This window comes from Pseudomonas sp. IT-P74 (assembly GCF_949768175.1).
Taxonomy (GTDB): Bacteria; Pseudomonadota; Gammaproteobacteria; order Pseudomonadales; family Pseudomonadaceae; genus Aquipseudomonas.
Window position 1 is genome coordinate 83,790 of the sequence record NZ_CATKQD010000088.1, and the last position, 17,942, is coordinate 101,731.

The 17,942-nt window shown below is 59.8% G+C and carries 16 protein-coding genes; 9 read left to right on the top strand and 7 right to left on the bottom strand.

The features are described 5' to 3' along the window. Positions 1–4: 4 nt before the first annotated feature. Together dprA and ACM6J5_RS26420 are read right to left on the bottom strand one after the other, a co-directional pair. Positions 5–1,111, bottom strand: a complete 1,107-nt coding sequence (gene dprA, locus ACM6J5_RS26415) for a DNA-processing protein DprA (RefSeq protein WP_150671891.1) — start codon at positions 1,109–1,111, stop codon at positions 5–7. A gap of 81 nt (positions 1,112–1,192) precedes the next feature. Next, on the bottom strand, positions 1,193–2,017 hold the full coding sequence (locus ACM6J5_RS26420; protein ID WP_095943020.1) for a peptidoglycan-binding protein: 825 nt from the start codon (positions 2,015–2,017) through the stop codon (positions 1,193–1,195). Positions 2,018–2,201: 184 nt separating this feature from the next. Here ACM6J5_RS26420 and def point away from each other — a divergent pair, with 184 nt between their 5' ends. From def to ACM6J5_RS26445, 5 genes are all read left to right on the top strand, one after another. Continuing rightward, positions 2,202–2,708: a peptide deformylase gene (gene def, locus ACM6J5_RS26425; RefSeq protein WP_095943021.1), complete on the top strand. Its 507-nt coding sequence runs from the start codon at positions 2,202–2,204 to the stop codon at positions 2,706–2,708. 57 nt (positions 2,709–2,765) lie between these two features. Beyond that, positions 2,766–3,725: a methionyl-tRNA formyltransferase gene (fmt, locus tag ACM6J5_RS26430; RefSeq protein ID WP_095943022.1), complete on the top strand. Its 960-nt coding sequence runs from the start codon at positions 2,766–2,768 to the stop codon at positions 3,723–3,725. After that, the gene (gene rsmB, locus ACM6J5_RS26435) at positions 3,722–5,032 is read left to right on the top strand and encodes a 16S rRNA (cytosine(967)-C(5))-methyltransferase RsmB (RefSeq protein WP_095943023.1); all 1,311 of its coding nucleotides are present in this window, start codon (positions 3,722–3,724) and stop codon (positions 5,030–5,032) included. The genes fmt and rsmB overlap by 4 nt, the downstream gene beginning before the upstream one ends. A gap of 22 nt (positions 5,033–5,054) precedes the next feature. Next, a complete protein-coding gene (gene trkA, locus ACM6J5_RS26440) occupies positions 5,055–6,431 on the top strand; it encodes a Trk system potassium transporter TrkA (RefSeq protein WP_046042728.1) in 1,377 nt (458 codons plus the stop codon). A gap of 166 nt (positions 6,432–6,597) precedes the next feature. After that, on the top strand, positions 6,598–6,912 hold the full coding sequence (locus ACM6J5_RS26445) for a tetratricopeptide repeat protein (RefSeq protein WP_095943024.1): 315 nt from the start codon (positions 6,598–6,600) through the stop codon (positions 6,910–6,912). A gap of 67 nt (positions 6,913–6,979) precedes the next feature. Here the strand turns inward: ACM6J5_RS26445 and ACM6J5_RS26450 are convergent, their stop codons facing one another. Continuing rightward, positions 6,980–7,867: a lysophospholipid acyltransferase gene (locus ACM6J5_RS26450; RefSeq protein ID WP_095943025.1), complete on the bottom strand. Its 888-nt coding sequence runs from the start codon at positions 7,865–7,867 to the stop codon at positions 6,980–6,982. Positions 7,868–7,907: 40 nt separating this feature from the next. Continuing rightward, a complete protein-coding gene (locus ACM6J5_RS26455) occupies positions 7,908–8,465 on the bottom strand; it encodes a DNA-3-methyladenine glycosylase I (RefSeq protein ID WP_095943026.1) in 558 nt (185 codons plus the stop codon). 81 nt (positions 8,466–8,546) lie between these two features. On the opposite strand from ACM6J5_RS26455, the gene glyQ reads away from it, so the two are divergent. The 4 genes from glyQ to ACM6J5_RS26475 all read left to right on the top strand — a co-directional run bounded on the left by glyQ (position 8,547) and on the right by ACM6J5_RS26475 (position 12,958). Beyond that, positions 8,547–9,500, top strand: a complete 954-nt coding sequence (gene glyQ / locus ACM6J5_RS26460) for a glycine--tRNA ligase subunit alpha (protein ID WP_003187265.1) — start codon at positions 8,547–8,549, stop codon at positions 9,498–9,500. Then, positions 9,497–11,551 carry a glycine--tRNA ligase subunit beta gene (glyS, locus tag ACM6J5_RS26465; protein WP_095943027.1) on the top strand — a complete coding sequence of 685 codons (2,055 nt, stop codon included), beginning with the start codon at positions 9,497–9,499 and terminating at the stop codon, positions 11,549–11,551. Before glyQ ends, glyS begins: the two co-directional genes overlap by 4 nt. Positions 11,552–11,555: 4 nt before the next feature. Next, a complete protein-coding gene (gene gmhB, locus ACM6J5_RS26470; protein ID WP_165798734.1) occupies positions 11,556–12,095 on the top strand; it encodes a D-glycero-beta-D-manno-heptose 1,7-bisphosphate 7-phosphatase in 540 nt (179 codons plus the stop codon). 83 nt (positions 12,096–12,178) lie between these two features. Next, complete coding sequence (locus tag ACM6J5_RS26475; protein ID WP_032829311.1) at positions 12,179–12,958, top strand: lysophospholipid acyltransferase family protein; 780 nt, start codon at positions 12,179–12,181, stop codon at positions 12,956–12,958. A gap of 330 nt (positions 12,959–13,288) precedes the next feature. Here ACM6J5_RS26475 and gyrB read toward each other — a convergent pair whose 3' ends face one another. From gyrB to dnaN, 3 genes are read right to left on the bottom strand one after another with little or no spacing between them, the layout of a single operon-like run. After that, a complete protein-coding gene (gene gyrB, locus ACM6J5_RS26480; RefSeq protein WP_095943029.1) occupies positions 13,289–15,706 on the bottom strand; it encodes a DNA topoisomerase (ATP-hydrolyzing) subunit B in 2,418 nt (805 codons plus the stop codon). Between the two features lie 5 nt (positions 15,707–15,711). Next, complete coding sequence (gene recF / locus ACM6J5_RS26485) at positions 15,712–16,815, bottom strand: DNA replication/repair protein RecF (RefSeq protein WP_150671896.1); 1,104 nt, start codon at positions 16,813–16,815, stop codon at positions 15,712–15,714. Positions 16,816–16,822: 7 nt separating this feature from the next. Then, positions 16,823–17,926 (bottom strand): DNA polymerase III subunit beta, encoded by a 1,104-nt coding sequence (gene dnaN / locus ACM6J5_RS26490; RefSeq protein ID WP_007969885.1) that lies wholly within the window; start codon positions 17,924–17,926, stop codon positions 16,823–16,825. Between the last annotated feature and the right edge of the window lie 16 nt (positions 17,927–17,942).

The window sequence follows — 17,942 nt, forward strand, 5'->3', positions numbered from 1 at the left end:
AAACCTAGCTCACCCGCGCAAACCAGCGCCCGCTTTCGCACACGGCGCGGCCATCCATTTCCAGTTCCGTCAACGCCGCCAGCACTTTCGGCAAGGCCCAGCCGCTTGCATCGGCCAGCGCTTCACTGGTGAGAGGCGCGGAAAGCAGCAGTTTCAACAGCGGGTGAGTCGTTGCAGGGGTGCAGATTTCTGTGGATAACGGCAGTCGTTGCCAGCCGCGCAAGGCTTCGAGGATATGTTCGATGGTTTCCACCAGCACCGCACCGTCCCGGATCAACTGATGACAGCCGCGGGCGCCGGGGTGATGGATCGACCCGGGCATCGCAAACACCTCGCGCCCCTGTTCCGCCGCCAGCCTCGCGGTGATCAGTGAACCGCTGGCGACACTGGCTTCGACCACCAGCACCCCGAGAGACAAACCACTGATGATCCGGTTGCGCCGGGGGAAGTTGCCGGCGCTGGGCCCAGCGTCCAGCGGAAACTCCGAAAGCACTGCGCTGCCCATAGCGATCATGGCGTCCGCCAGGCGTTTGTTTCGCTGTGGATAAAACTTCTCGAGCCCCGTACCGAGCACACCGACCGTTTGCCCGCCGACGTCGAGCGCGGCCTGGTGCGCGGCGGCATCAATGCCCAGGGCCAAGCCGCTGGTAATGACAAAACCGGCACCTGCCAGGCTGCGGGAAAATGCGGCAGCGGTGTCCATTCCTGGCCGGGATGCGCGACGGCTGCCGACCATCGCCAGTTGTGGTTTTTCCAGAATGCCCGGATCGCCCGCGACAAATAACAGCGGCGGTGCATCGCTGATTTGTGCCAGCAGGGCCGGGTAGTCCGGCTGGTCCCACATCAGTAAATGCTGGGCCGGGCGCTCCAGCCAGGCCAATGCATGACTGGCACCGTCACGGATTTCAGTGCTACGCCTGGCCTCGGAACAGGCCAGTGGCAAACCCAGCGCGCGCCAGGCACTGGCCGGTGCGCTGATCGCTTTGGACGCCGAGCCAAAGGCTTCAAGCAGCTTCTTGAACCGTGCCGGACCGAGTTCCGGCAAACGGTGCAGACGTAATCGAGCTTCCAGTTCCGCGGGGGAAACCGGTGTAACAGCAGGCAGCGACATGGATCATCCTTGATCGTAATAAGCCCCCGTACAAACGGGAATAAGCTGTGGATAACTCTGTTGGTAACTTGTGAAGCACGCTTACGGATTTCGCACCTTGTCCATCACCGACAGCGAGCGCGAAGCGCTGAGCACCAGCCCATAACTGAGTTTGTCGTAGGTACGGAAAACCATCAGCAGACCGGCGCGCTCATCGGGAATTTTCAACGGCTGACCGGTAATCTGGTCGCGCACGGTTTCGCCGGTCTTCATTACCGCCAGCAGATTGCCTTCGGCCAGGCCGTCGCGCTGCCCCCTGTTCAGCGTAACCACGTCCAACTCGCCGATCTGCGTGACCCCACGCGGTACATCGATGATCAAACCGTTGATTTCGTGACTCGGTGCGCTGGGCGTGAAGGTCGAGTTGATCGCGTGCTCTTCACCGCTAAACAAACGATCGCCGAGGCGGACCTCCTGGGTCGTGCGTTGCAACTCCAGGGTAGCGACGTCGCCTTCGGTCGCCACGACCTCACCGCTGCCGATGTCGTCGGCGTTGATCCCAAGAATCTCCTTGCTCTGCGGATCGGTGTAGACCTTGCCTTGGCGGAAGATGCCATACGCCGGTTGCGCCGGATCGAAATGGCCACGGGCAAAGATGCGGTCACCCGCGCCGCTGAGTACGCGTTCGGAATCGCCAGCGACGATGTAAGGCGCCTTGTCGAAATCCTCGGCCTTGTCGACGATGCGGTTGCTCAGCAGAAAGCTGTTGATGGATTTCAGCGCAATGCCGGGGATAGCCTCGGTTGCCGGGCTGCTACGCACCTGAGGCGACAGCTTTATGGTGGGAATATCTTCCCGAAGTTGCACTTGCCCGTACGCCCAACCGGCCGAGGCCAGCAGCAGCAGGGCGAGTAGTGATTTCCTCATGCGGTGAATCCCTTTATTATGTGCATTCGCGTGAAACGCCAGAGCCGTCAGAGGCTCGCTCCCTGCTTGCTTATCAAGACTTGCTTGTCAACAAAAGGGAGCTACGTTTTACAACGGTAGCCTGCATCTTCGGACCGCCAGGCCATCGACCCGACCTTACTTCACACGTGCACTAATCAAGCTTATGGCCATTTTAGACATCCTCGAATTCCCTGATCCGCGTCTGCGCACTATCGCCAAGCCAGTGGCCGTAGTGGACGACGAAGTGCGTCAGTTGGTCGACGACATGTTTGAAACAATGTATGAAGCGCCTGGCATCGGCCTCGCCGCTACCCAGGTCAACGTGCACAAACGTATCGTCGTGATGGACCTCTCCGAAGACCGCAGCGAACCACGAGTGTTCATCAACCCCGAGTTCGAACCGCTGACCGACGAGATGGGCCAGTATCAGGAAGGCTGCCTGTCGGTGCCGGGCTTCTACGAAAACGTAGATCGCCCACAACGGGTCAAGGTCAAGGCACTGGACCGCGACGGCCAGCCTTACGAACTGATCGCCGAAGATTTGCTCGCCGTGTGCATCCAGCACGAATGCGACCACCTCAACGGCAAATTGTTCGTCGATTACCTGTCGACGCTCAAACGCGACCGCATCAAGAAGAAACTGGAAAAGCTTCATCGCCAGAACGCCTGATGCCCATCTTCAAAGGCTTGCTGCGGCAAGCCTTTTTCTTTTCAAGAGACGTCACCCATGCCTGAGCCACTGCGCATTGTCTTTGCCGGCACCCCGGAATTCGCCGCCGAACACCTCAAGGCCCTGCTGAGCAGCCCTTACGAGATCGTCGCGGTCTACACTCAACCGGATCGTCCGGCCGGTCGCGGGCAAAAACTGATGCCGAGCCCGGTCAAGCAGCTTGCTCTGGAGAACAATATCCCGGTGCTGCAACCGCCGACCTTGCGCAATGAAGATGCTCAGGCTGAATTGGCTGCACTGAAGCCGGACCTGATGGTGGTCGTCGCCTACGGCCTGATCCTGCCGCAAGTGGTGCTGGATATTCCGCGCCTGGGTTGCATCAACAGTCACGCCTCGCTGCTGCCACGCTGGCGTGGTGCGGCGCCGATCCAGCGCGCCGTGGAAGCGGGGGACGCCGAAAGCGGTGTGACCGTGATGCGCATGGAAGCCGGGCTCGACACCGGGCCGATGCTGCTCAAGGTCGCTACGCCGATCAGCGCCGAAGACACCGGCGGCAGCCTGCATGATCGCCTGGCCGAAATGGGCCCGCCGGCCGTGGTCCAGGCGATTGCCGGCCTCGCCGCCGCAACCCTGGAGGGCGAAGTGCAGGACGACAGCCTGGCCACCTACGCGCACAAATTGAACAAGGACGAAGCACGCATCGACTGGAGTCGCCCGGCCGTTGAGCTGGAGCGTCTGGTGCGGGCCTTCAACCCATGGCCGATCACCCACAGCACCTTGAACGGCGAAGCCCTGAAAGTGCTGGCCGCAAATCTGGCCGAAGGCAAAGGCGCCCCGGGTGAAATCCTCGGCGCCAGCAAGGACGGTCTGATCGTCGCGTGCGGCGAGCAGGCCTTGTGCCTGACCCGCCTGCAATTGCCCGGCGGCAAGGCGCTGAACTTCAGTGACCTGTTCAACAGCCGCCGTGAGAAATTCGCAGCCGGCACTGTCCTCGGTCAAGCGGCGGACGCTCAATGAACCCGCGTCTGGCCGCCGCCAAGGCACTTGCCGCTGTCCTGAGCGGAAAAGCCTCGCTCAACAGTTCGCTGCCTACGCAGATGGACAAGGTCGAGGACCGTGATCGCGGCTTCACCCAGGACCTGGCCTTTGGCACCGCGCGCTGGCAGCCGCGCCTGTCGGCACTGGCGGCCAAGCTGCTGCAGAAACCATTCAAAGCCGCCGACGCCGATGTCGAGGCACTGTTGCTGGTCGGTCTCTATCAGCTGCTCTATACCCGCGTCCCGGCCCATGCCGCCATCGGTGAAACCGTCGGTTGCGCCGACAAGTTGAAAAAGCCCTGGGCCAAGGCGTTGCTCAACGCAGTGCTGCGTAATGCTCAACGCGAGAGCGAAACAATTTTCGCCGAGCTGGAACGCGATCCGGTGGTGCGCACCGCTCACCCGCGCTGGTTGCAGAAATCTTTGAAGGCGTTCTGGCCAGAGCAATGGGAAGCCATTTGCGCGGCGAACAATGCGCATCCGCCGATGATCCTGCGGGTCAACCGTCGCCATCACAGCCGCGATGCCTACCTCGGTTTGCTGACTGACGCGGGTATCGCCGCCACAGCATGTGTGTACAGCCGCGACGGCATCGTGCTCGACGCTGCCGCCGATGTGCGCAGCCTGCCGGGTTTCGCCGAGGGCTGGATCAGCGTGCAGGACGAAGCCGCGCAACTGGCTGCCGATCTGCTCGACCTAGCGCCGGGCCAACGGGTGCTGGACGCCTGCTGTGCGCCAGGTGGCAAGACCTGCCACATCCTCGAAGCCGAGCCAAAACTGGCCGGTGTCGTGGCGGTAGACCTGGAGGCCAAGCGGCTGGTGCGGGTGCGGGAAAACCTCGAACGCCTGAAACTGAGCGCCGAACTGATTGCCGCCGACGGTCGCGACACTCAGGCGTGGTGGGACGGCAAGCCGTTCCAGCGCATCCTGCTGGACGCGCCATGCTCGGCCACGGGTGTGATTCGTCGTCACCCGGACATCAAGCTGACCCGCCAACCCGACGACATCGCCGCGCTGGCGCTGCTACAGGGCGAGTTGCTCGACGCCATGTGGACCACATTGGAGGTGGGTGGCATCCTGCTGTACGCCACCTGCTCCACGCTGCCAACCGAGAACACCGAAGTCATCGAAGCCTTCCTCGCCCGCACGCCGGGTGCTCGTGAACTGGACCTCGCCACGGCGGCCGGCATCAAGCAGCCCCATGGTCGCCAGTTACTGGCCCAGGAAGGTGGCCACGACGGGTTCTACTACGCCAAGCTGATCAAGATCGCCGCCGCGCGCGGTTAAATGGATTCAATGGAGTGACTGGATGAAAATCATCATCCTTGGTGCAGGGCAGGTCGGCGGTTCGCTGGCGGAACACCTGGCCAGCGAAGCCAACGATATTACTGTGGTCGACACCGATGGCGAACGCCTGCGCGACCTTGGCGACCGCCTGGACATTCGCACGGTGCAGGGTCGCGGTTCATTCCCGACGGTGCTGCGTCAGGCCGGTGCCGATGACGCCGACATGCTGGTCGCCGTAACCAACAGCGACGAAACCAACATGGTCGCCTGCCAGGTCGCCCACACCCTGTTCCACACCCCGACCAAGATCGCCCGGGTTCGCGAAGCCGCGTACCTGACCCGCGAAGAGCAGTTGTTCCAGAACGAAGCGATTCCGGTGGACGTGCTGATCAGTCCGGAACAAGTGGTCACCAACTACATCAAGCGTCTGATCCAGCACCCTGGTGCCTTGCAGGTGATCGACTTCGCCGAAGGCAAGGCGCAACTGGTGGCGGTGCGGGCGTACTACGGCGGGCCGCTGGTGGGCCAGCAGCTGCGGCAATTGCGTGAACACATGCCGAACGTGGAAACCCGCGTCGCGGCGATTTTCCGTCGTGACCGGCCGATCCTGCCCCAGGGCGACACAGTGATCGAGGCCGACGACGAAGTATTTTTCATCGCCGCCAAGGCGAACATTCGTGCGGTGATGAGCGAAATGCGCCGTCTCGACGAAACTTATAAACGCATTGTCATCGCCGGTGGCGGGCAGATCGGCGAACGTCTGGCCGAAGCCATCGAAAGCCGTTATCAGGTAAAGATCATCGAGATGAATCCGGCACGTTGCCGTCATCTCTCGGACCACCTCGACAGCACGGTGGTGTTGCAAGGCAGTGCTTCGGACCGCGACCTGCTGATGGAGGAGAACATTGCCGACGCCGACCTTTTCCTGGCCCTGACCAACGACGACGAAGCCAACATCATGTCATCGTTGCTGGCCAAGCGCCTGGGCGCGAAGAAGGTGATGACCATCATCAACAACCCGGCTTATGTCGATCTGATCCAGGGCGGCGACATCGACATCGCCATCAGCCCGCAACTGGCGACCATCGGCACCTTGCTGGCCCACGTGCGCCGGGGCGACATCGTCAGCGTGCACTCACTGCGCCGGGGCGCGGCAGAAGCCATCGAGGCGATTGCCCATGGCGATGCGAAATCGAGCAAGGTGATCGGCAAGGCCATCGAAAACATCGGCCTGCCGCCGGGCACCACCATCGGTGCGATTATCCGCGACGAAGAAGTGATCATCGCCCACGACGACACCGTGATCGAAGCGGGCGACCATGTGATTCTGTTCCTTGTGGATAAAAAGCATATTCGCGATGTGGAGAAGCTGTTCCATGTGGGGTTGAGTTTCTTCTGATCCGGATTTAGCGCTGTCCTGACTTTGTAGGAGCGAGCCCTGCTCGCGATGGTCGTCAACGATAATGCTGGAAACCAGACACCCCGCGTCGCTCTCGGGTTCATCGCGAGCAAGCTCGCTCCTACAATAAATCAACCCCTGACATGCCTCACGCAAGGAATCCACCATGATCGAATCCCTGGAAAAAATGCTCGCCAAGGGTGTGGATAACTCATTGCTGCGCTTCGGTCTGGGCAAGGGCTATCTGGATCTGGGGGAAAACGCCAAGGCTGCGGAGCATTTTCAACGCTGCGTCGAATTCGATCCGAAGTATTCGGCGGCGTGGAAATTACTGGGCAAGGCCCATCTGGCGCTGGCGGACTTTGCGGCCGCGCGGCAGGCCTGGGAGCAAGGCCTGGAAGCCGCTCGCGCCCATGGCGACAAGCAGGCCGAGAAGGAAATGACGGTGTTCCTGAAGAAGCTCGAGCGTCAGGCGCACTGATCAGACGAATGAACGGTTGTGGATAACCCCCCGATGCCAAGGTTATCCACAGATCATTCCAATCGACTCAATACCAACGCTCTTCACCCGGTGGGCGCTTCTTGAAGCGCTTCATGCTCCACATATACTGGCTCGGATAAGCCCGCACATAGCGCTCGACCACCTGGCTCATGGCCGCACAGGATTCCGCTGTATCGGTGCTGTACATGGCTTCCGGCGCGGCTTCAAGGATCACTTTGTAGCCGGAACCGTCCGGCAGGCGCAGGGCGTGCAGGAACACGCCGACCGCTTTGCCGCCCGCGAGCATGTTCGGCACAAACTTGCTGGTCAGCGCCTGAGTGGCGAAGAACGGCACGAAGATCCCGGCGGATTCGGATGGTTCCGGGTCAGCGGGAATGCCCACTGCCCCCCCTTTGCGCACTTCCTTGATGACACTGAGGATGCCTTCCTTTGTGGAAGCGGCAACCTTGTTACCCAACTGCACCCGCTGCTTTTGCAACAATTCATCCACCGCCTTCAACTTCGGCGGACGGTAGAAAATGATCGGTTTGCACTGGCTGCAATAGAAGTGGTTGAGCACTTCCCAGTTGCCCAGGTGGCTGGTGATGCCGACCACGCCTTTGCCGGAGGCGAGGGCGTCCTTCAATATGTCGAGGCCTTCGACCTCGCGCACCAGGTCGATGGAGCGCTCGGCCGGCCAGATCCAGGCGCAGGCGCTTTCGGTCAGGGACTTGCCGATGTCCTTCAGGCTCTGGCCCACCAGGCGTTCACGCTCGGCGGGGTCCATGTCCGGAAAGCACTTGGACAGATTGATCCGCACCACGTCGCGGGAACGGTTCGGGGTTTTCCACATGACCCAGCCAATCGCCGAGCCCACGGCCTGCACGGCCCGCCACGGAAGCAGGGCAAACAGCCGCAGAGCGCCTACCAGCAAGGCGCCTTTCAACTTATCCACAGGTCACTCCTGATTTTGTGCTGTGCGCGAGGCGGCCATTCTAACCGCCGTTCACCAACTGCGCGTAGCGGTCGCAGTCCCGGGTGTGATCCATGACCATGCCCGAAGCCTGCATAAGCGCATAGCAAATGGTTGGGCCGACGAACGTGAAACCGGCTTTTTTCAGGCCTTTGCTCATTTCCACGGCGGTCGGCGTCACGGCCGGAACTTCGCTGCGATCCTTGAAATGATTGATTACAGGCACACCACCGACGAACGACCAGAGAAACGCCACCGGGTCCTCCAGCGCCAGCCAGGCCTGGGCATTGCGCCGGGCCGCGTTGAGCTTGAGCCGGTTGCGGATGATGCCGGGATCGAGCATCAACTCGTCGATTTCGGCATCGCTCATCTGCGCCACGCGCTGGACATCAAACCCGAACATCACCTGGCGATAATGCTCGCGTTTGCGCAGTACGGTGATCCAGGAAAGGCCGGCCTGGAACCCTTCGAGCAAAAGCAACTCGAACAAACCCTGCGCATCCCGTAACGGCGTGCCCCACTCCTGATCGTGATAAGCCATGTACAGCGGATCTTCGGAACACCAAAAGCAGCGTGGCATAAGGCTCCAGGGGGCGTGCGCAGCAATGAATCGGGTATACTCCCGCTCTTTAAATCGCAGCCCAAGAAACAGGTGAATTTCGTGAGCCAGCCTACGCCAGCCGTGCGTACCTTCCAAGACTTGATCCTCGCCCTCCAGCAATACTGGGCCGAGCAAGGTTGTGTGGTACTTCAGCCCTACGATATGGAAGTAGGCGCCGGCACTTTCCACACCGCAACGTTCCTGCGCGCCATCGGCCCGGAAACCTGGAACGCCGCCTACGTGCAGCCAAGCCGCCGTCCGACTGACGGCCGCTACGGCGAAAACCCGAACCGTCTGCAGCACTACTATCAGTTCCAGGTGGTCCTCAAGCCGAACCCGGACAACTTCCAGGAACTGTACCTGGGCTCCCTCAAGCACGTCGGCCTGGACCCGCTGGTCCACGACATCCGCTTCGTCGAAGACAACTGGGAATCGCCGACCCTCGGCGCCTGGGGTCTGGGCTGGGAAGTCTGGCTCAACGGCATGGAAGTGACCCAATTCACTTACTTCCAGCAAGCGGGCGGCATCGAGTGCTACCCGGTGACCGGCGAGATCACCTACGGTCTCGAGCGTCTGGCCATGTACCTGCAAGGTGTGGACTCGGTCTACGACCTGGTCTGGGCTGACGGTCCGTTTGGCAAAGTGACCTACGGCGACGTGTTCCACCAGAACGAAGTGGAGCAGTCCACTTACAACTTCGAACACGCCAATGTCGACAAGCTGTTCGAACTGTTCGATTTCTACGAAAGCGAAGCCAAGCGCCTGATCGAACTCGACCAGCCGCTGCCGTTGCCGAGCTACGAAATGGTGTTGAAGGCTTCCCATACCTTCAACCTGCTGGATGCGCGCCGGGCAATTTCCGTGACCGCGCGTCAGCAATACATCCTGCGTGTACGCACCCTGGCGCGTTCCGTTGCGCAAGCCTACCTGCTGGCTCGCGCCAAGCTGGGCTTCCCGATGGCGACCCCGGACCTGCGTGATGAAGTACTGGCCAAGCTGGAGGCTGCACAATGAGTGCTCTGGATTTCCTGGTTGAACTGGGCACTGAAGAACTGCCACCCAAAGCCCTGAACACCCTGGCCGAGGCGTTCCTCGCCGGTATCGACAAGGGCCTGCAAGCAGCCGGCCTGAACTACGAGAGCAAAACCGTTTATGCCGCCCCGCGCCGCCTGGCCGTGCTGATCACCGCACTGGCCACCCAGCAGCCGGATCGCAGCATCAACCTCGACGGCCCGCCACGTCAGGCCGCGTTCGACGCCGAAGGCAACCCGACCCAGGCGGCACTGGGCTTTGCCAAGAAGTGCGGCGTCGACCTGAGCGAAATCGATCAGAGCGGCCCGAAACTGCGCTACAGCCAGAGCATCGCCGGCAAGGCGACCGCGAGCCTGCTGCCGACCATCGTCGAAGATTCCCTGAACGACCTGCCGATCCCTAAACGCATGCGTTGGGGCGCACGCAAGGAAGAATTCGTTCGTCCGACCCAGTGGCTGGTGATGCTGCTCGGTGACCAGGTCATTGATTGCACCATCCTCGCCCAGAAGGCCGGCCGTGACTCCCGTGGCCACCGCTTCCATCACCCGGAAAACGTGCGCATCGGTTCGCCGTCCAGCTACCTGGCCGACCTGCGTGCCGCCTACGTGCTGGCCGACGCCAACGAGCGTCGCGAGATCATCAGCAAGCGCACCGAAGAGCTGGCCACCCGTCAGGAAGGCACGGCAATCGTTCCGCCAGCCCTGCTCGATGAAGTGACCGCGCTGGTCGAGTGGCCAGTGCCGCTGGTGTGCTCGTTCGAAGAGCGCTTCCTCGACGTGCCGCAGGAAGCCCTGATCACCACCATGCAGGACAACCAGAAGTACTTCTGCCTGTTGGACGCCGACGGCAAGTTGCTGCCACGTTTCATTACCGTGGCCAACATCGAAAGCAAAGACCCACAGCAGATCATCGCCGGTAACGAGAAAGTGGTTCGCCCACGCCTGACCGACGCCGAGTTCTTCTTCAAGCAAGACAAGAAGCAGAAGCTCGAAGACTTCAACCAACGCCTGCAAAACGTGGTGTTCCAGGAAAAACTCGGCAGCGTCTACGACAAGGCCGAGCGCGTTTCCAGACTCGCCGCCTACATCGCGGCGCGCATTGGCGGCAACGCTTCGTGGGCTGCTCGTGCGGGCCTGCTGTCCAAATGCGACCTGTCGACCGAGATGGTCGGCGAGTTCCCGGAGATGCAAGGTGTCGCCGGTTACTACTACGCCCTCAACGACGGCGAGCCGGAAGATGTCGCACTGGCGCTGAACGAGCAGTACATGCCGCGCGGTGCCGGCGCTGAACTGCCGAGCACCCTGACCGGTGCGGCCGTGGCCATCGCCGACAAGCTCGACACCCTCGTGGGTATCTTCGGTATCGGCATGCTGCCGACCGGCAGCAAAGACCCGTACGCACTGCGCCGTGCAGCGCTGGGTGTGTTGCGTATCCTGATCGAGAAGCAACTGGATCTGGACCTGAACGACGCCGTGGCTTTCGCCGTGAATGCGTTCGGGACCAAGGTCAAGGCTGCCGGCCTCAACGACTCGGTGCTGGAATTCATCTTCGACCGCCTGCGTGCCCGTTACGAAGACGAAGGCGTGGATGTTGCGACCTACCTGTCGGTACGTGCCCTGAAGCCAGGCTCTGCCCTGGACTTCGACCAGCGCGTGCAAGCGGTACAGGCTTTCCGCAAACTGCCGGAAGCTGCCGCCCTCGCCGCCGTGAACAAGCGCGTGTCTAACCTGCTGAGCAAGGTCGAAGGCTCCGTTCCGACAGTCGTGGAAGCGAAGTACTTCGACAATGCCAACGAGTTCTCCCTGTACTCGGCGATCCAGCAGGCTGACCAGGCTGTACAGCCAATGGCCGCCTCGCGTCAGTACAGCGAGTCCCTGGCACGCCTGGCTGCACTGCGCGAGCCGGTGGATGCGTTCTTCGAAGCCGTGATGGTCAACGCGGAGGACGCAAAAGTGCGCGCCAACCGTTATGCGTTGCTGGCACGTCTGCGTGGTTTGTTCCTCGGCGTCGCCGATATTTCGCTGCTGGGTTGAGGGACTGCTGTTGAAACTGCTGATTCTCGATCGGGACGGAGTGATCAATTACGACTCCGACGCTTACATCAAGTCGGTGGAGGAGTGGATTCCACTCCCCGGTTCGATCGAGGCCATCGCGCAGTTGAGCAAGGCCGGCTGGACGGTAGCGGTCGCTACCAACCAGTCGGGCATCGCTCGCGGTTATTACGACCTCGCCACCCTGGATGCCATGCACGAGCGCTTGCGCGCGCTGGTGGCGGAGCAGGGCGGTGAAGTCGGCCTGATCGTCTACTGCCCCCACGGGCCGGACGAAGGCTGCGATTGCCGCAAGCCGAAACCCGGGATGTTGAAAACCATCGCCGCTCATTACAACGTGTCGCTGACCAATCTCTGGTTCGTCGGCGACAGCCTTGGTGACCTGGAGGCCGCCAAAGCCGTCGATTCACAGCCAGTTTTGGTAAAGACCGGGAAAGGCGAAAAGACTTTGGGTAAGACCCTTCCGGTTGGCACATTGATTTTTGACGATCTGGCGGCGATTGCCGCAGAACTTATCCACAATTAGAGTGCTTCTGAAATTCCTGATAAGGGACCCATCAGGAGTGCGCTTTATACAGGCGGGCAATTCCCGCAACGGTAAACGTCACCATGTCGATATTGCAGGCCATCAGAACCTTCCTCTTTTACCTGCTACTGGGCACCAGCTCTTTGCTGTGGTGCAGCTTGAGTTTTTTTATCGCGCCGTTTCTGCCCTTCAAGGCACGTTATCGCTTCATCAACGTGTACTGGTGCCGCTGCGCCCTGTGGCTGAGCAAAGTGTTCCTGGGCATTCGCTACGAAGTGAAGGGTGCCGAGAACGTACCTGAACGGCCTTGCGTCATTCAGTCAAACCACCAGAGCACCTGGGAGACGTTCTTTCTCTCGGCCTACTTCTCACCGCTGAGCCAGGTGCTCAAACGTGAATTGCTCTATGTGCCGTTCTTCGGTTGGGCCATGGCCATGCTGCGACCGATCGCCATCGATCGCGACAACCCGAAAGCCGCGCTCAAGCATGTGGCGCAAAAAGGCGATGAATTGCTCAAGGACAATGTCTGGGTGCTGATCTTCCCCGAAGGCACACGCGTTCCTTTCGGCACCGTCGGAAAGTTCTCGCGCGGTGGCAGCGCCTTGGCGGTCAACGCCGAGTTGCCGGTGCTGCCGATTGCGCACAACGCAGGCAAGTTCTGGCCGAAAACCGGTTGGGCGAAGAAGCAGGGCGTCATCACAGTGATCATTGGCGAGCCGATGTATGCCGCAGGCACTGGACCGCGAGCCATTGCTGAATTGAACGACCGGGTCCAGGCGTGGAACGAGCAGATGCAACGGGAAATGGGCTCGCTGCCACCAGCCCCGCAAGCGCCGGTTTCAAACGATCAGGTGGCTGTCTGAGATTCTGTGGATAACCTGTGTACCGTTTCATCGAAAAACGTTGTTTTTTGCATGTAAGCTTATGATTTTTTTACATATTTCTTAGAGTGATAAAAATCATAAAAACGTGCATAAGTTTTTTTTGGACGTAAAAAAACCGGCTGATATAGCCGGTTTTTTTATGCCCGGAGCAAACGCAGGCTTTCGCCATGACGAAGCAGCCTGGATCGCCCGTAGGTCGTGAGACAGGAGCCGCAATGAGACCGCGTATTGCTCCGGCGAGAGAGTAAAACGCGGCGAATAAAAAAGGCCAACGCAATGCGTTGGCCTTTTCGTTGGTGCCGACCGGGATCAGAAGTCCAGGTTGGACACCGCCAAAGCGTTGCTCTCGATGAAGTCACGGCGAGGTTCGACCGCATCACCCATCAGGGTGTTGAAGATCTGGTCCGCGCCAATGGCGTCTTCGATGGTCACTTTGAGCATCCGACGCTGGCTTGGGTCCATGGTGGTTTCCCATAGCTGATCCGGGTTCATTTCGCCCAGACCTTTGTATCGCTGGATGGTGTGACGCTTGGTGCTTTCAGCCATCAGCCATTCAAGGGCTTCCTTGAACTCGGTCACCGGCTTCTTGCGCTCGCCACGCTGGATGTACGCGCCGTCGTCCAGCAGGGTGCTCAGTTGAGCGCCTAGCGAAACGACAGTCTTGTAATCGTTGCTGCCGAAGAAGTCGCGGTTGAAGGTGACGTAGTTCGACAGGCCGTGGGAGATCAGTTCGACCTCCGGCAGCCAGACGTTACGTTCACGGTCTTCACGCAGGCTGGCTTTGTAAACCAGGCCGGACTTCTCGACGGTGCGCAAGCGAACTTCGTACTGAGCCAGCCAATCCTGCATCGCTGCGTGATCGGACAGTTGCTCCATGCTCACCGCTGGCAGGTAGATGAAGTGCTCGGTCAGCTCCTGTGGATACAGCCGCGACAGACGCTTGAGGGTCTTCATCACCAGACGGAAGTCAGTCACCAGACGCTCAAGTGCTTCACCGGAAATGCCAGGTGCTTCTTCGTTCAGGTGCAGGCTCGCATCTTCCAGGGCCGACTGCGTCATGTACTCTTCCATGGCGTCGTCGTCTTTGATGTATTGCTCTTGCTTGCCTTTCTTCACTTTGTACAGCGGCGGCTGAGCGATGTAGATGTAGCCACGCTCGATCAGCTCCGGCAACTGACGGAAGAAGAAGGTCAGCAGCAGGGTACGGATGTGCGAACCGTCGACGTCAGCATCGGTCATGATGATGATGTTGTGGTAACGCAGCTTGTCGATGTTGTACTCGTCGCGGCCGATACCGCAGCCCAGCGCAGTGATCAAGGTGCCCACTTCTTGCGAAGAGATCATCTTGTCAAAACGCGCCTTCTCAACGTTCAGGATTTTGCCCTTCAGCGGCAGGATGGCCTGGGTCCGACGGTTACGTCCCTGCTTGGCGGAGCCGCCAGCAGAGTCACCTTCCACGAGGTACAGTTCGGAAAGGGCAGGGTCTTTTTCCTGGCAGTCGGCCAGTTTGCCCGGCAGGCCGGCGATATCCAGCGCGCCTTTACGACGGGTCATTTCACGGGCTTTACGCGCCGCTTCACGGGCACGCGCCGCATCGATCATCTTGCCGACGACCAGCTTGGCTTCGTTCGGGTTTTCCAGCAGGAAGTCGGAGAAGTACTTGCCCATTTCCTGTTCGACCGCGGTCTTCACTTCGGAAGACACCAGCTTGTCTTTGGTCTGGGAGCTGAACTTCGGATCCGGTACTTTCACCGAAATAATCGCGGTCAGGCCTTCACGGGCATCGTCACCGGTGGTGGCGACCTTGTGCTTCTTCGCCAGGCCTTCCGCTTCGATGTAAGTGTTCAGGTTACGCGTCAGTGCGGAACGGAAACCCACCAGGTGAGTACCGCCATCGCGCTGTGGAATGTTGTTGGTGAAACACAACAGGTTCTCGTTGAAACTGTCGTTCCACTGCAGGGCGATTTCCACGCCGATGCCATCTTCACGCTGAATGTTGAAGTGGAACACCTGGTTGACCGCAGTCTTGTTGGTATTCAGGTATTCAACGAACGCACGCAGGCCGCCTTCGTACTTGAACAGCTCTTCCTTGCCGCTGCGCTCATCCTTGAGGACGATGCCGACACCGGAGTTGAGGAAGGACAGTTCACGAATCCGCTTGGCCAGGATGTCCCAGCTAAAGTGGATATTCTTGAAGGTTTCAGCCGATGGCTTGAAGTGAATCTGGGTACCGGTTGTCTCACTCTCGCCGACGATTTTCATCGGTTCTTGCGGAACACCATGGACGTAAGTCTGTTCCCAGATTTTTCCGCTGCGGCGCACCGTAAGAACAAGCTCTTTGGACAGTGCGTTCACCACCGACACACCTACACCGTGCAGACCGCCGGATACTTTATAGGAATTGTCGTCGAACTTACCGCCGGCGTGCAGCACGGTCATGATGACCTCGGCTGCCGAAACGCCTTCTTCTTTGTGCACGTCTACCGGGATGCCACGACCGTTGTCACGAACGGTGATGGACTCATCCGGGTGAATGATGATGCTAATGTCGTCGCAGTGGCCGGCGAGAGCTTCGTCGATCGAGTTATCGACCACTTCGAACACCATGTGGTGCAGACCGCTGCCATCGTCGGTGTCACCAATGTACATACCGGGACGTTTGCGTACGGCATCCAGGCCTTTCAGCACTTTAATGCTCGTTGAGTCGTACGTATTTTCTTCGCTCAATGCCTTCACTCCCGATGGTCGTGGGTCTGGGTGATACGGCCCTGTTCCACGTGGAACAGAGCGACTGGCGTTTCCGTCTGCCAGCCTTCCCTCAATAATTCGTGATCTACACAGGTGATAAATACCTGGCAGCGTAAGTCTTCCAACAAGCGGCAAAGCGCGCGACGGTGGTGCTCGTCCAGTTCGGACGGCAAGTCATCCACCAGATAAATACACTGACCGCGTCGAGCCTGGCTGACCAAGTGCCCTTGGGCAATCCGTAATGCGCAAACCACCAACTTCTGCTGGCCACGGGACAAGATGTCCGCGGCGTTGTGTGCGCCCAGTCTGAGACGCAAATCAGCACGTTGTGGTCCGGCCTGGGTATGCCCCATTTGCTGGTCTCGCTGAAGAGACCCGGCGAGCACAGCACTCAGTTCTCGGTCCTTGTCCCAGCCGCGGTAATAGCTGAGCGTCAAGCCTTCAAGCTCAACCAGTTCGCTCAAGGTTTGTTCAAAGACTGGTTTCAAGGCTTTGATATAAGCGCGGCGGTATTCATCAATTTCAACGCTGGCCTGGCACAGTTCCCTGTCCCAAACCGCTTGCGAAACGGCGTCAAGTGTACCATGCCGCAGCCAAGAGTTTCTCTGGCGCAGGGCCTTCTGCAAGCGCTGCCAGGTTGACATGAAGCGCGGTTCCACGTGGAACACACCCCAGTCCAGAAACTGTCGACGAATCTTCGGCGCCCCTTCCAGCAATCGAAAGCTGTCCGGATTGATCAGTTGCAGTGGCAGTATCTCGGCCAGTTGCGCGGCGCTGCGTGCGTTCTGCCCATCGATACGGATCTGGAATTCGCCTTGGCGATCCCGCGAAATGCCCAAGGCGCTTTGCCCACCCTCCGCCAGTTCAACCTGGCCAAAAACCGTGCATGCCAATTGTTCGTATTGAATGACCGGCAACAAACGAGTGCTGCGAAACGAACGGGCAAGCCCCAGCAGATGGATGGCTTCCAGAACACTGGTTTTGCCGCTGCCGTTGGCGCCGTAAAGAATATTGATGCGGGGGGAGGGGGAGAAGGTCACCGGGTGCAGATTGCGCACCGCGGTGACCGAGACGCGACTTAAGGACATCTAGCTATTACAGACGCATCGGCATGACAACGTAGGCCGAGTCGTCGTTATCCGATTCCTGCACCAGCGCACTGCTGTTGGAGTCGGACAGGATCAGACGAACCTGCTCAGTGGTCATCACGCCCAGTACGTCGAGCAGGTAGCTCACGTTGAAGCCGATTTCCAGAGAGCCGCCGTTGTATTCAACGCCCACTTCTTCTTCCGCCTCTTCCTGCTCCGGGTTGTTCGCCTGGATCTTCAGCTGACCGCTCGCCAGTTGCAGACGGATACCACGGTACTTCTCGTTGGACAGAATGGCGGTACGGCTGAACGCTTCGCGCAGAGCCTGGCGATCGCCAAGTACCAGCTTGTCGCCGCCCTTAGGCAGAACACGCTCATAGTCCGGGAATTTACCGTCGACCAGTTTCGAAGTGAAGGTGAACTCACCGGTGGTGGCGCGGATGTGATGCTGACCCAGCACGATGCTGACATTGCCGTCCGGCTCGGTGAGCAGGCGTGCCAGCTCGAGGATACCCTTACGCGGCACGATGACCTGGTGACGATCCGGCTGACCGATATCGGCCTGCATTGAGCACATGGCCAGACGGTGACCGTCGGTGGCCACGGCGCGGATCACACCGGCGGAAACTTCCAGCAGCATGCCGTTGAGGTAATAACGCACGTCCTGCTGGGCCATGGCGAAGCTGGTGCGTTCGATCAGACGACGCAGCTTGCTTTGCTCCAGGCTGCAGGTCAGCGAACCCGGGCCTTCTTCCACGGTAGGGAAGTCGTTGGCCGGCAGTGTCGACAGAGTGAAGCGGCTACGGCCAGCCTTGACCACAAGCTTCTGCTCGTCGACCTTGATGTCGATCAGCGCATCGTTCGGCAGGCTTTTGCAGATGTCCATCAGCTTGCGCGCAGGCACGGTGATGGAACCCGGATCCGCCGGCTCTTCGAGTTGAACACGACCAACCAGCTCGACTTCCAGGTCGGTACCGGTCAGCGACAATTGCTGGCCTTCGACAACCAGCAGCACGTTGGAAAGTACCGGCAAGGTCTGTCGGCGTTCGACGACGCCTGCGACCAGTTGCAGGGGTTTCAACAGGGCTTCGCGTTGAATGGTGAAATGCATGGTCTAGTCCCTTGCC

Bases quoted from the DNA above. Each gene is read 5' to 3' on its own strand.
- ACM6J5_RS26455 (WP_095943026.1), bottom strand. From the start codon at position 8,465: ATGCCACGCTGCTTTTGGTGTTCCGAAGATCCGCTGTACATGGCTTAT.
- ACM6J5_RS26445 (WP_095943024.1), top strand. From the start codon at position 6,598: ATGATCGAATCCCTGGAAAAAATGCTCGCCAAGGGTGTGGATAACTCA.
- ACM6J5_RS26475 (WP_032829311.1), top strand. From the start codon at position 12,179: ATGTCGATATTGCAGGCCATCAGAACCTTCCTCTTTTACCTGCTACTG.
- rsmB (WP_095943023.1), top strand. From the start codon at position 3,722: ATGAACCCGCGTCTGGCCGCCGCCAAGGCACTTGCCGCTGTCCTGAGC.
- recF (WP_150671896.1), bottom strand. From the start codon at position 16,815: ATGTCCTTAAGTCGCGTCTCGGTCACCGCGGTGCGCAATCTGCACCCG.
- trkA (WP_046042728.1), top strand. From the start codon at position 5,055: ATGAAAATCATCATCCTTGGTGCAGGGCAGGTCGGCGGTTCGCTGGCG.
- dnaN (WP_007969885.1), bottom strand. From the start codon at position 17,926: ATGCATTTCACCATTCAACGCGAAGCCCTGTTGAAACCCCTGCAACTG.
- fmt (WP_095943022.1), top strand. From the start codon at position 2,766: ATGCCTGAGCCACTGCGCATTGTCTTTGCCGGCACCCCGGAATTCGCC.
- glyS (WP_095943027.1), top strand. From the start codon at position 9,497: ATGAGTGCTCTGGATTTCCTGGTTGAACTGGGCACTGAAGAACTGCCA.
- ACM6J5_RS26420 (WP_095943020.1), bottom strand. From the start codon at position 2,017: ATGAGGAAATCACTACTCGCCCTGCTGCTGCTGGCCTCGGCCGGTTGG.
- dprA (WP_150671891.1), bottom strand. From the start codon at position 1,111: ATGTCGCTGCCTGCTGTTACACCGGTTTCCCCCGCGGAACTGGAAGCT.
- def (WP_095943021.1), top strand. From the start codon at position 2,202: ATGGCCATTTTAGACATCCTCGAATTCCCTGATCCGCGTCTGCGCACT.